Below are 12,438 nucleotides of genomic sequence, written 5' to 3'. Positions count from 1 at the left end.
CTAGAAGGACTCTTCTTTACGACGGGTGAGAACTTCAACACCGTCAGCAGTGACCAGAAGGGTGTGTTCCCACTGTGCTGACAGGCGACGATCCGCCGTTTCTACAGTCCAGCCATCGCGCTTGGATAGCTTGACCTGGCGTTTGCCGGCATTAATCATCGGCTCAATGGTGAAACACATGCCTTCCAGCAGTACATCACCGGTACCGGCTTTGCCATAATGCAGTACTTGCGGGTCTTCATGGAATTCACTGCCGATGCCATGACCGCAATACTCGCGAACCACACTATAGTGGTTGCTCTCGGCATAACGCTGTATCACTTCACCTATATCACCCAGGCGTGCACCTGGTTTGACCAGTGCAATACCTTTATATAGGCATTCTTGGGTGATTTCACACAGGCGCTGCGCGTGGGCGGGGACGTTGCCGACATAAAACATCTGGCTGGTATCGCCGTGGTAACCATTTTTGATAACGGTAATATCAATATTGACGATATCGCCATCTTTGAGCTTTTTGTTGTTGGGAATGCCGTGGCAGACAACCTGATTCACCGACGTACAAATAGATTTGGGAAAACCATGGTAGTTCAGCGGTGCGGGAATCGCTTTTTGTACATGGGTGATGTGATCGTGACAAAGGCTGTTCAGCTCGTCAGTGGTCACCCCTGGCTTAACGTAAGGCTCGATCATTTCCAGCACTTCCGCTGCCAGACGGCCAGCGATACGCATTTTTTCAATTTCTTCTGGAGTCTTGATGCTAATGCTCATGGGCGCAATTCTTTCCTGCTTAATCTGTAAACTGACAGACATTGTAGCGAATAACTGAGCAGAGTGATAAGGGTTAACAATCAGAGTGATCAGCTTCCTGGTAGATTGTGGTAAGCTTGTAGCTGAAGACGCTAAAAGTCGCTTTAAAAAAAACGCGGCTTGTGGTATAAAATGCGCTCCAAAAAAACCGTGCTTAGGCACACTTAACACACACACTTACCGGCACAGGCTTTCTGGGTGCTGCTTCGGCAGTGGGAAGATGGGGTAGGTGGAGGTTAAACCCACTACAGGAAATTTCAAAATGGCTAGAGTTTCAATGCGTGACCTGCTGAAAGCGGGCGTACATTTCGGTCACCAGACCCGTTACTGGAACCCCAAGATGACCAAGTTCATCTTCGGTGCACGTAACAAAATCCATATTATCAACCTTGAACACACCCTGCCTGCGTTGAATAACGCGCTGGATGTGGTGCACAACATGGCTTCAAACAAAAATAAAATTTTGTTTGTTGGCACCAAGCGTGCTGCCAGTAAAGTGATCAAGGAAGAAGCTGTTCGTTCTGGCATGCCTTACGTTAATCACCGCTGGTTGGGTGGTATGCTGACTAACTATAAAACTATTCGCCAGTCTATCCGTCGTCTGCGTGAGCTTGAGACCATGTCTCAGGACGGAACTTTCGACAAGTTGACCAAAAAAGAAGCGCTGATGCGTGCCCGTGAGATGGAGAAGCTTGAGCGCTCTATCGGCGGTATCAAAGAAATGGGCGGTCTGCCTGATGCACTGTTTGTTATCGACGTGGATCATGAGCGTATTGCTATCAATGAAGCCAACAAGCTGGGCATCCCGGTAATCGGTGTTGTTGATACCAACAGCAACCCAGACGGTGTTGACTACATTATTCCTGGTAATGATGACGCTTTGCGTGCGATTCAGATCTATGCTGGTTCTGTTGCTGATGCTTGTATTGAAGGTCAGGGTAAAACAGTAGCTGATAAGAGCGAATTCGTTGAAGTTGAAGAAACAGCGGCTGAGTAATCAGTTTGTAAGCCTGGCGTGTCAGGCTTGGTGATTGTCAGACGGGGGAGCGAAGCTCCCCTTTTTTCGATCAGATTAATGAATAATTGATGTTTTGAGGATGAGTAACATGGCGAATATCTCTGCTGCGATGGTAAAAGAGCTGCGTGAGCGTACCGGTCTGGGCATGATGGAATGTAAAAAAGCCCTGGTTGAGTCGGAAGGCGATATCGAAAAAGCAATTGATGATCTGCGCAAATCTTCTGGCATGAAGGCAGCCAAAAAAGCAGGCCGTACAGCGGCTGATGGTGTGGTTGCATTGCGTGTTGCCGATGACAACAGCTATGCCGTGCTGTTGGAAGTAAATTCTGAAACCGATTTTGTCGCACGTGATGATAACTTTCTGGGCTTTGTTAACAAAGTGCTGGATAAGGCATTTGCCGATAAGCAGACTGATGTTGTTGCACTGATGGCGGGTGAGCTGGAAACTGCGCGTGAAGCACTGGTGCAGAAAATCGGTGAAAATATCACTGTGCGTCGTGTGTTCCTGGTTGAAGGTGCGATGGTTGATGGTTATGTGCATAGCACGAATCGTCTGGCGGCTGTTGTGGCGCTTAGTGGTGCCAGCGCTGATGTGGCACGTGATGTTGCCATGCACGTTACCGCCGTTAACCCGCGTGTAGCTAAGCCTGACGATATGCCGCAGGAAGAGTTGACGCGTGAGAAAGAGATCATCATGGCGCAGCCGGATATGGAAGGTAAGCCACAGGAGATCAAAGAAAAAATGGCGATGGGACGGATCAAGAAGTTCCTCGCTGAAAACAGTCTGGTCGAGCAGGCGTTTGTTAAAAACCCTGAGCAGACTGTTGGTCAGCTGGTCAAAGCGGCCGGTGCTGAGGTGGTTTCATTTGTTCGTGTCGCTGTAGGTGAAGGCATCGACCTTGGTGAGAAGAAAAGCTTTGCTGATGAAGTGGCTGAGCAGCTGAAGGGCTGATTGGTCTAGTCTGCCCCAGACAGGGTCTGAATCTTTGATCTATTCATGTTCGGGCTGGATAAATACACTATGGGTAAGCGCTGAGCTTGCCCATAGTGCTGTTGGGCAGGCTGTTTTTCGGCAGAAAAAACTGCGTAATCGCGCTGTTTTCTTGTACACTGTTGCAACTCATTAAGTGCGGAGAACCCATCGATGCCGGTCGCTGATAAACAATCCAGATATAAACGTATTCTCCTCAAACTCAGTGGTGAAGCGCTGCTGGGTGAAGTAAATTTCGGTATTGATCCCAAAGTACTTAACCGTATGGCGCTTGAAATAGGGCAGTTGGTAGGTATCGGTGTTCAGGTAGGTATCGTCATAGGTGGTGGCAATCTGTTCCGTGGTGCTGCGCTGAGTGCCGCCGGGCTTGATCGTGTTACCGGTGATCATATGGGGATGCTGGCAACCGTCATGAATGCCTTGGCGTTACGTGATGCGCTGGAGCGCTGTAATATCGCTACCCGGGTGATGTCAGCAATTCCCATGTCGGGTGTGGTCGATCATTATGATCGTCGTAATGCCATGCGCTATCTGCGTCAGAACGATGTGGTAATTTTCGCGGCTGGAACGGGTAACCCTTTCTTTACCACGGATTCGGCAGCATGCCTTCGCGGTATAGAAGTAGAGGCCGATGTGGTGGTTAAGGCTACCAAGGTTGATGGTGTCTATACGGCTGATCCGATGAAAGACCCGTCGGCAAAGCGTTACAAACATTTAAGTTTTGATGAAGTTCTGGAAAAACAGTTGGGTGTCATGGATATGACGGCAATCTGTCTGACCCGTGATCATAATATGCCGGTACGTGTGTTTAATATGAATAAACACGGTGCGCTGGTGAATCTGGTGATGGGTGGGGACGAAGGAACACTTATTGATGCCGATCCGGCTGCAGGAGAAACCTATGCTTAATGAAATAACTAAAGACGCTGAAGTGCGTATGGCCAAAAGTGTTGAGTCTCTGGTCGATAACTTCAAAAAAATTCGTACCGGCCGCGCACATCCCAGTATTTTGGATAGTGTGCAGGTGTCCTATTATGGTTCTATGGTACCGCTGTCCCAGGTTGCCAATATTAACGTTGAAGATTCAAGAATGCTGACGTTAATCCCTTGGGAGAAGAAGATGGTGCCAGAAATTGAAAAGGCCATCATGAAGTCGGATCTGGGGATTAATCCTAATACGGCTGGTGATGTGATTCGTGTGCCCATGCCTGCTCTGACTGAAGAAACGCGTAAAGGCTATATCAAGCAGGCACGATCAGAGTCAGAAGCGGCTAAAGTGGCCATTCGTAATATTCGTCGTGACGCCAACAGTAGCATCAAAGATCTGTTGAAAGAAAAAGCCATCAGTGAAGATGAAGAGCGCCGTGGTGAAGACACAGTTCAGAAGCTGACCGATAAGTTCGTATCGGAAGTGGACGCATTGCTGACTCAAAAAGAGTCAGATCTTATGGAAATTTAATGTATCTGCCGGAGCGCGGGGCGTAAGTCCCGCCACTCGTCTTATGTCCACATCTGCAAGTCAAACAATCACTGCGGCGGTTCCACGTCATATTGCCATTATTATGGATGGCAATAATCGTTGGGCAAAGCAGCGCCATCTGCCGGGTGTTGCTGGTCATAAGGCCGGCGTCAGCAGTGTTCGCCAAACCATAGAAGGCTGTGTTGAACAGGGTGTAGAAGTGCTGACGCTATTTGCGTTCAGTAGTGAAAACTGGAAGCGTCCGGAAAAGGAAGTTCGGGGGCTAATGGATCTGTTTATGCTCTCGCTGGATCGGGAGGTGAAAAAGCTGCATCGTCATGGTATTCGTTTGAATATAATCGGTGATCGTCAGCGTTTTTCTACCAGACTACAGCAAAAAATGGCCGCAGCAGAAGCGCTGACGGCGGATAACGAGGGCTTAATGCTGAATATTGCTGCTAATTATGGTGGTCGCTGGGATGTGGTACAGGCCGCACGTACTGCAATGCAGTCCTGCCTGGATGGACAGTTAAAGCCGTCTGATCTTGATGAAGCCATCTTCGATAGCTTTACCTCTCTGGCAGGTGTGCCTGAACCGGATCTTTGTATTCGCACCGGTGGTGAGCAGCGTATCAGTAACTTTTTAATCTGGCAGATGGCTTATACAGAGCTGTATTTCTGCGATTGTTACTGGCCGGATTTTGGGAAAGTGGAATTGCGTAAAGCAATAGAGAGTTTTGCTAGTCGTCAACGCCGCTTTGGAAAAACATCGGACCAGATAGAGGCCTGAATAGTGCTGAAGCAAAGAGTTATCACAGCCGTTGTGTTGAGTGTTCTGGTCCTGAGTGCAGTGATCTGGGCGCCGGTATGGCTGTTTTCATTGCTGGTGGCATTGGCTACGCTGTACGGTGTTTGGGAATGGTCAAATTTTTGTCGTTTTGATCTGCGTGGCCGTGTGATTTATGTGACGGTTGGCGCCGTCCTGATTCTGCTGCTCGAGTGGTTTGCGACCAGTGTGGTTGTTGCGCAGGTGATGCTTGTGGCGGGTGCTTTCTGGCTGCTCGCTCTTACCATGGTGTTGCGCTACCCTGAAGGGGTGCGCTGGAAAGCCGGTACGCCCAAATTATTTATAGGTCTTCTGGTTCTGATTCCCGCCTGGCTGGCCTTAAGGGAAATTAAAGCGCTTGAGCAGGGTGAGTGGCTGATTCTTCTGTTGCTCTTTCTGGTATGGGGCGCCGATACCGGCGCCTATTTTTCAGGTAAGGCACTGGGTAAGCATAAGCTCATGCCCAAGGTCAGTCCGGGAAAAACGCTGGAAGGCCTGGCTGGTGGTTTGCTTGCTTGCGTGGTCATTGCGCTGTCGTATGCCTTTTTTCGTGAACTTTCGTTGGTCGCGACAGTCTTTCTTGTACTGCTGGCTGTGATTACCGCCATGGCTTCAGTGTTGGGTGATCTGTTTGAAAGCATGTTCAAACGCGAGAGAGGTATCAAAGACAGTGGTACGCTTCTGCCTGGTCATGGTGGCGTCCTCGATAGAATTGATAGCCTGACGGCAGCAGCGCCAGTGTTTCTGCTGGGTCTTATGTACCTGCCGGCACTCTGAGTTGAGTGTTATCCATTTTACCTGGAGTGATAAATGGGATTGATCCAGACTTTGTTGGCGACCCTGGTGACGCTTGGGGTTCTTGTAACGATTCATGAGTGGGGACACTACTGGGTAGCTCGACGTTGTGGGGTCAGGGTGTTGCGCTTTTCAGTGGGCTTTGGCAAGCCGCTGTTCTCATGGAAGGGTAAAGATCAGACCGAATACGTAATTGCCGCAATTCCGTTGGGTGGCTATGTGCGCATGCTGGATGAGCGTGAAGATACCGTACCACCTGAATGGCAGGGGCAGGCATTTAATACTAAGCCGGTCATGCAGCGTATTGCGATTGTCGCTGCAGGACCGGTCGTGAATCTGCTGTTTGCCGTGCTGGCATACTGGTTCCTGTTTGTGTTGGGTACCAGTGTGATTGTCCCCAAAGTAGGCGAGGTACGCCCGGGTTCACCGGTTGCCGTGGCGGGCATGAGTCCGGGTGAAGAAATCAAATCAATCAATGGCTATAAAGTGGATTCCTGGGAGCAGGTGAATCTGCGGTTGGCAGCTTTGATTGGTGATACCAGAGAAATTGAAATTGAAGCGTCTGAGTCCGGGCGTAGTGCGCGTAACTATACAGTGCAGTTGAACGACTGGCGGGTGGATCTCGAGCGTGAATCGCCTGTGACCGCCTTAGGGTTTATTCCTTGGCGGCCTGATGTTGAACCGGTGCTTGGTCAGCTACTGGAAGATGGTCGTGCTGCAGAGGCCGGCTTGCAGACTGGAGACCGGATACTGCGAGTTGATGGCGAACCTGCCGATACCTGGCAAGGTTTGGTTGAGTTGATTCAGTTAAGTGCTGACCAGCCGCGAGTGTTCGAAATTGAGCGCTCAGGGCGTGTGCTGACGGTTGAAGTGACTCCTGCCTCACGTCAGGCCGAAGATGGGTCTGTCAGTGGTTTCATCGGTGCGGGTGTACAGGTGCCGGAGTGGCCTGCAGCTATGCAGCGTGAAATACGTTATGGCCCTGTTACTGCCTTGGTGATGGGTGTTGAACGTACCGGTCAAATGATTGTGCTGACGTTGGATTCCATTCGTAAAATGTTTATCGGTATCATCTCGGTGAAAAACTTGAGTGGTCCGATAACCATTGCTAAAGTGGCAGGAGATTCAGCTGCATCTGGCCTGGAAGCCTTTATCAGTTTTCTCGCCTATCTGAGTATCAGTCTCGGGATACTGAATTTGTTACCGATACCTATGCTCGATGGCGGTCATCTGATGTATTATATGGTCGAACTGATCAGAGGTAGGCCTGTCAGCGAACAGGTGCAGACATTAGGCCTGAAAATCGGAATGTTGTTGCTGTTCAGTCTGATGGCTGTGGCAATATTCAATGATATAGCGCGCCTCTGAGCAGGCATTCTTAAACCGACAGACGACGAAAGTATTTACGCCATGAAGCACTTGTTAATGTTGTTCCTGATTTCACTGCTCTGGGTTACACAGGGGCACGCCAATACGCTGCCTTTCGTTGTCAGTGATGTTCGTGTTGAAGGCCTGCAACAGGTAGATCCGGGCACTGTGTTCCGCAATTTCCCGGTTGCTGCTGGCGATCAGGTGGATGCTGGGCAGTTGGCATCGGCCACCCGTGAGCTGTTTCGTTCAGGTTACTTTGATGATGTACAGCTCAATCGTGATGGTGATGTGCTGGTGCTGGTGCTGCGCGAGCGTCCGGCGGTTGCCATTATCCGCATAGAGGGTAATAAAGCCATCAAAGAAGAACAGTTGCGTGATGGTTTGCGCCAGTCTGGTCTGCAGGAAGGCGACGTATTTCGCCGGGCCACCCTGGATCAGATCGAACTGGATCTGATGCGTGTGTATTCTGCTCAGGGGCGTTATGGTGCTGATATCCAGACTGAGGTTGAAACCCTTCCAGGTAATCGTGTTGCCTTAAATATCGATATTACCGAAGGGCGTATTGCCAGTATCCAGCACATTAATATTGTCGGTAATGAAGCCTTTCCTGATGACGAGCTGATCGATCTGTTTTCGCTGAAGCTACCAGGCTTCCTGTCTTTCTACACCAAATCTGATCAGTATTCCCGGGAAAAATTATCTGGGGATCTGGAACGTTTGCGCTCCTATTATTTGGATCGCGGCTATATCAATTTCTCGCTCGACTCAACTCAGGTTTCTGTTTCGCCAGATAAAAAAGATGTGTTCATCACCGTTGGTATCACTGAAGGCAAACAGTACACCGTCAGTGAAGTGCTGATGGTGGGTAATCTGGTTGTTGGTGAAGATGAGCTGGTTAGCAAAATGAGTCTGGGTGAAGGCGATGTATTTTCCCGCCGTGAAATGACGGATTCTCAGGAGCGTCTGGAACGTTTGCTGGGAGATGAAGGTTATATGTTTGCCAACGTCAGCCCTATACCTCAGGTGGATGAAGAATCGGGTAGTGTTTCCCTGCGCTATTTTATTGAGCCGGGTAAATTGACCTATGTTCGACGTATTGCCATTCGTGGCAACAACCGTTCAGCCGATGAAGTCATTCGTCGGGAGTTGGAGCAGATGGAAGCGGCTATTGTTTCTACAGCTGCGATTGAACGTTCAAAAACCCGTCTGGAACGTACTGGTCATTTCCGAACTGTTAACGTGGAAACGCGTCCAGTACCGGGTACCGATGATCAGGTCGATCTGGAAATCACCGTTGAAGAGCAGCAGTCCGGACAATTAACGGCCAGTGTTGGTTTCTCTCAAAGTGAAGGGATAATACTGCAGTTGGGGGTTTCTCAGGAGAATTTCTTGGGAACAGGCAAAAGTGTTGAATTTAATGTATCCAACAGTTCAACGCTGACAGAATACAGTTTTAACTACCTTGATCCGTACTTTACCGTTGACGGTGTTAGCCGTGGCTACAATTTTTACTACCGTGAAGAAAACTACGATGAAGATGATCGTGGTGACTACAATACCGATGGTATTGGTGGTGGTATCACCTTTGGCTATCCAATTGACGATTTCCAGCGTCTGAGTTTTTCCGGTGATGTCGAATTTTTACGCTTGAAGCCGAATAATTCGTTAAACATTAACAACACTAACGATGCTGTGAATGTTATTAATGAGTACATAAAAAGCAATGGTAATGATTACGTCAATGCCAAACTGACCGCCGGTTGGAGTGATAATCGCCTGAATCGTGGCTTTTTCCCCACCCGTGGCCGTTCACAGGGTGCGACACTGGAAGTATCACTGCCTGGGAGTGATCTGCAGTATTATCGGGCGCAGTACAATAATCGCTTTTACTGGCCAATCAATGAGAATGAAACTTGGGTAGCGGGTCTGCGTGGACGTGTGGGTTATGCCGATAGCTATGGTAATGACAAAGCGTACCCTTTCTTCAAGAATTTCTATGCCGGTGGCTTGAACAGTGTGCGTGGCTTTGAAAGCAATACGCTCGGACCACGTTACAGTCGTGGTGAATACAGTAACAAACAGCGCTCTATGGGCGGTAATGTACTGATAGCCGGTAGCGCAGAACTGATATTCCCGACACCCTTTATGAAAGATCAAAGTGCCTGGCGTACCCTGGTGTTTATGGATGCCGGTAATGTATATACCACTGAATGTTTATCTGGAGCCCAAAATTCAAATGCCTGTGTAGATGGTGTTGATTTTGGTGATCTGCGTTATTCAGTAGGCTTTGGACTGAGCTGGTTGACGCCGCTGGGCCCCTTGTCTGTTTCCTTAGCAAAAGCACTCAATAGTGAAACCGGTGATGATACCGAGGTGTTCCAGTTCGCGCTGGGACAGACATTCTAATATAGAGGTTATAATGAAAGTTAAAGCGTTAGTGGTTGCAGTTTTAATGTGTTGCAGCACCTTGGCAATGGCCGATAAGGTGCGAGTGCTGGGTGTTCAGGAAGCCTTGTTAAGTTCACAGGCGGCGAATGATTTCCGTGCGCAGCTGGAACGGGAGTTTGCATCAGAGGAAACGGCTTTGACCGATCTTGAGCGTCAGGCTGTGGAGGCACGTGATCGTGTACAGCAGAATCAGGGGCTGGTGTCTGATGAGGAACTGCAGCAACTGGTTATGCAGTTTGAAAAAGCTTACATGGAATTTCAGAACCGCGCTGAGCAAATGAATCAGCGGCGTCTGGAACGTGAAGAAGAGTTCCTGACACAGATGCGCCCCAAGCTGGATCAGGCAATTCGTACACTGATTGAGTCAGAGGATATTCAAGTGGTTGTAGCTAAACAGGCGACTGTCTATACCAGTAGTGCCGTTGATCTTACACCCCGAGTGATAGAATTGTTGAATCAGCAGTAAATAATCCAGTGTATAGGCTGAGCGAGCTTGCCGGGCATATTGGCGGTCAGTTGTCAGGTGATCCAGACTACTGTGTCCTGGGGTTGGCTACCTTGGAAGACGCCCAGGCAGATCAGCTGTCATTTTTTGCTAATCCGCGCTACTTGAAGCAATTAAAGGCTTCTGAAGCAGGAGCTGTGTTGGTTCATGCCAGCGCCGCTGCACATGTGCGGCATAATGCGATTGTCGTTGATGACCCTTACCTGGCCTATGCGCGACTGAGTCAGTTGTTTGACTGGCGCGATACTATTCAGCCAGGTATTTGTCCAACAGCAACAGTGGATGCTACAGCTCAAATAGACGCGTCTGCACAGATTTGTGCCCAGGCTGTGGTCGGCCCCGACGTGATTATCGAAGCCGGTGTTTATATTGCACCGCATGTGGTGATCGGGCGCGGCTGCCGAATCGGAAAAGACAGCCGAATTGAAGCGGGTGTAGTGCTTTACCCGGATGTTGTCACCGGGGCGCGCGTGATCATACACAGTGGCAGTGTACTGGGAGCCGATGGTTTTGGCTTTGCCCGTCACCAGCAACGCTGGGTTAAAATCTGTCAACTGGGTGGTGTACGTATTGGCGATGATGTCGAAATCGGCGCAGGTGTAACGATTGATCGTGGTGCGCTGAGTCCTACCCGGATAGAGCAGGGCGTCAAACTCGATAATCAGATACAGATCGCTCACAATGTTGTTATAGGTGAACATACAGCTATTGCAGGCTGTACAGGGATTGCGGGCAGTACTCGTATCGGTAAACGTTGTACGCTGGCAGGCATGGTAGGGGTTACTGGGCATCTGACGCTGGCCGATGATACCCATGTAACAGCAATGAGTCTTGTGAGTAAATCGATTGAAAAGGCCGGTACCTATTCCTCAGGTACTGGATTGGAACCTCATCAGCAATGGAAGCGCAATGTCGTTCGTTTTCGTCAGTTGGATGAATTAGCAAAGCGGGTGCGTTCGTTGGAACAAGCCAGGGCTGAAGATATTAATAAGGTTAGCAAAACATGATGGACGTAAAAGAAATCCGCAAATATTTACCGCATCGTTATCCGTTTCTGTTGGTGGATCGAGTGATTGAGCTGGTGCCCGGTGAGTCCATCGTGGCGATCAAAAACGTCACTGTGAATGAGCCGTTTTTTAACGGACATTTTCCGGATCACCCAGTTATGCCGGGTGTATTGCTGGTTGAGGCGATGGCTCAGGCGGCAGGTATACTGGGTTTCAAAACCATGGATAAAACCCCGGAAGATGGTTCTATTTACTATTTTGTCGGAGCCGATGATCTGCGCTTTAAGCGCCCGGTTGTTCCCGGTGATCAGGTTAAGTTAGAAGCCCGCGTGATGTCTGAGCGTCGGGGTATATGGAAATTTGCTGTGAAAGCCAGTGTGGACGATTTGATTGTCTGCAGTGCAACCATTCTGTGTGCAGACCGGAAAGTATGAGCCAGATAGATCCAACCGCCATTATTGATCCTCAAGCAACACTGGCGAGTGATGTGGTTGTCGGCCCCTGGACCTATATTGGTGCCGGGGTTGAGATAGGTGCCGGTAGTGTGATTGCATCGCACGTCGTGATCAAAGGTCCAACACGCATTGGCGAGCATAACCGGATTTTTCAGTTCGCCAGTGTCGGTGAAGACTGTCAGGACAAAAAATACCAGGGTGAGCCAACCCGTCTTGAGATCGGCGATCATAACGTGATTCGTGAAGGCGCCACCCTGCATCGTGGTACCGTGCAGGATCAGGGCATCACCCGCATTGGCAGTCACAACCTGTTGATGGCTTACACGCATGTGGCGCACGATTGTATTGTTGGTGATCATACTATTCTAGCCAATAATGCCGCATTGGCGGGCCATGTTCGGCTGGATGATTATGCTATTCTGGGTGGCTTTACGGCCGTGCATCAGTTCTGCCATATCGGTGCGCATGTGATGTGCGGCGCCGGTAGTGTGGTGCTGAAAGACATTCCTGCCTACGTTATGGCGAATGGCAATACCGCGACTCCTCATGGCATTAATGTCGAAGGCCTTAAGCGCCGCGGCTTCAGTGCTGACACTCTGGTTTATCTGAAGCGTGCATACAAAATTATTTACCGCCAGGGACTGACGCGTGAACAGGCCTTGCCAATATTGCAGGAAATGGCAGCGGAAGACAGCGCGGTTCAGTTGTTGATAAATTCACTTCAGAGCTCTTCACGCGGCATTATTCGCTAGG

Annotated in this window: 13 protein-coding genes; 12 read left to right on the top strand and 1 reads right to left on the bottom strand. The window is 49.5% G+C overall.

All coding sequences use genetic code 11. From position 1 onward, the window contains the following. The gene (gene map / locus ACN0R1_RS08365) at positions 1–813 is read right to left on the bottom strand and encodes a type I methionyl aminopeptidase (RefSeq protein ID WP_417581801.1); all 813 of its coding nucleotides are present in this window, start codon (positions 811–813) and stop codon (positions 1–3) included. Between the two features lie 259 nt (positions 814–1,072). On the opposite strand from map, the gene rpsB reads away from it, so the two are divergent. The 12 genes from rpsB to lpxA all read left to right on the top strand — a co-directional run bounded on the left by rpsB (position 1,073) and on the right by lpxA (position 12,437). Beyond that, positions 1,073–1,807 (top strand): 30S ribosomal protein S2, encoded by a 735-nt coding sequence (rpsB, locus tag ACN0R1_RS08360; protein ID WP_417581799.1) that lies wholly within the window; start codon positions 1,073–1,075, stop codon positions 1,805–1,807. Between the two features lie 109 nt (positions 1,808–1,916). Further along, a complete protein-coding gene (gene tsf / locus ACN0R1_RS08355; RefSeq protein ID WP_417581797.1) occupies positions 1,917–2,780 on the top strand; it encodes a translation elongation factor Ts in 864 nt (287 codons plus the stop codon). A 192-nt stretch (positions 2,781–2,972) separates the two neighbouring features. Beyond that, positions 2,973–3,728 (top strand): UMP kinase, encoded by a 756-nt coding sequence (gene pyrH / locus ACN0R1_RS08350; RefSeq protein ID WP_417581795.1) that lies wholly within the window; start codon positions 2,973–2,975, stop codon positions 3,726–3,728. Continuing rightward, positions 3,721–4,278, top strand: a complete 558-nt coding sequence (gene frr, locus ACN0R1_RS08345) for a ribosome recycling factor (protein WP_417581793.1) — start codon at positions 3,721–3,723, stop codon at positions 4,276–4,278. Before pyrH ends, frr begins: the two co-directional genes overlap by 8 nt. A gap of 43 nt (positions 4,279–4,321) precedes the next feature. After that, positions 4,322–5,068, top strand: coding sequence for a polyprenyl diphosphate synthase (uppS, locus tag ACN0R1_RS08340; protein ID WP_417581791.1), 747 nt, complete (start codon positions 4,322–4,324; stop codon positions 5,066–5,068). Positions 5,069–5,071: 3 nt separating this feature from the next. Then, on the top strand, positions 5,072–5,881 hold the full coding sequence (locus ACN0R1_RS08335; RefSeq protein ID WP_417581789.1) for a phosphatidate cytidylyltransferase: 810 nt from the start codon (positions 5,072–5,074) through the stop codon (positions 5,879–5,881). Between the two features lie 33 nt (positions 5,882–5,914). Beyond that, positions 5,915–7,267, top strand: coding sequence for an RIP metalloprotease RseP (gene rseP, locus ACN0R1_RS08330; protein ID WP_417581787.1), 1,353 nt, complete (start codon positions 5,915–5,917; stop codon positions 7,265–7,267). Between the two features lie 42 nt (positions 7,268–7,309). Beyond that, positions 7,310–9,676 (top strand): outer membrane protein assembly factor BamA, encoded by a 2,367-nt coding sequence (bamA, locus tag ACN0R1_RS08325; protein WP_417581785.1) that lies wholly within the window; start codon positions 7,310–7,312, stop codon positions 9,674–9,676. A 13-nt stretch (positions 9,677–9,689) separates the two neighbouring features. Further along, complete coding sequence (locus ACN0R1_RS08320; RefSeq protein WP_417581783.1) at positions 9,690–10,184, top strand: OmpH family outer membrane protein; 495 nt, start codon at positions 9,690–9,692, stop codon at positions 10,182–10,184. An 8-nt stretch (positions 10,185–10,192) separates the two neighbouring features. Next, positions 10,193–11,230: a UDP-3-O-(3-hydroxymyristoyl)glucosamine N-acyltransferase gene (gene lpxD, locus ACN0R1_RS08315; RefSeq protein ID WP_417581781.1), complete on the top strand. Its 1,038-nt coding sequence runs from the start codon at positions 10,193–10,195 to the stop codon at positions 11,228–11,230. Continuing rightward, positions 11,227–11,664, top strand: coding sequence for a 3-hydroxyacyl-ACP dehydratase FabZ (gene fabZ, locus ACN0R1_RS08310; RefSeq protein WP_081960711.1), 438 nt, complete (start codon positions 11,227–11,229; stop codon positions 11,662–11,664). Before lpxD ends, fabZ begins: the two co-directional genes overlap by 4 nt. After that, positions 11,661–12,437 carry an acyl-ACP--UDP-N-acetylglucosamine O-acyltransferase gene (gene lpxA, locus ACN0R1_RS08305; RefSeq protein ID WP_417581779.1) on the top strand — a complete coding sequence of 259 codons (777 nt, stop codon included), beginning with the start codon at positions 11,661–11,663 and terminating at the stop codon, positions 12,435–12,437. Before fabZ ends, lpxA begins: the two co-directional genes overlap by 4 nt. Position 12,438 lies beyond the last annotated feature (1 nt).

The sequence above is a fragment of the Nitrincola sp. genome, assembly GCF_048264025.1.
Lineage (GTDB): Bacteria > Pseudomonadota > Gammaproteobacteria > Pseudomonadales > Balneatricaceae > Nitrincola.
The sequence above is the reverse complement of the archived record's forward strand: the minus strand, read 5'-3'. Positions and strand labels throughout refer to the sequence as shown.

Coding starts and splice junctions, on each gene's coding strand:
- ACN0R1_RS08320 (WP_417581783.1), top strand. CDS start 9,690: ATGAAAGTTAAAGCGTTAGTGGTTGCAGTTTTAATGTGTTGCAGCACC.
- lpxA (WP_417581779.1), top strand. CDS start 11,661: ATGAGCCAGATAGATCCAACCGCCATTATTGATCCTCAAGCAACACTG.
- map (WP_417581801.1), bottom strand. CDS start 813: ATGTCTGTCAGTTTACAGATTAAGCAGGAAAGAATTGCGCCCATGAGC.
- bamA (WP_417581785.1), top strand. CDS start 7,310: ATGAAGCACTTGTTAATGTTGTTCCTGATTTCACTGCTCTGGGTTACA.
- fabZ (WP_081960711.1), top strand. CDS start 11,227: ATGATGGACGTAAAAGAAATCCGCAAATATTTACCGCATCGTTATCCG.
- pyrH (WP_417581795.1), top strand. CDS start 2,973: ATGCCGGTCGCTGATAAACAATCCAGATATAAACGTATTCTCCTCAAA.
- frr (WP_417581793.1), top strand. CDS start 3,721: ATGCTTAATGAAATAACTAAAGACGCTGAAGTGCGTATGGCCAAAAGT.
- tsf (WP_417581797.1), top strand. CDS start 1,917: ATGGCGAATATCTCTGCTGCGATGGTAAAAGAGCTGCGTGAGCGTACC.
- rseP (WP_417581787.1), top strand. CDS start 5,915: ATGGGATTGATCCAGACTTTGTTGGCGACCCTGGTGACGCTTGGGGTT.
- rpsB (WP_417581799.1), top strand. CDS start 1,073: ATGGCTAGAGTTTCAATGCGTGACCTGCTGAAAGCGGGCGTACATTTC.
- uppS (WP_417581791.1), top strand. CDS start 4,322: ATGTCCACATCTGCAAGTCAAACAATCACTGCGGCGGTTCCACGTCAT.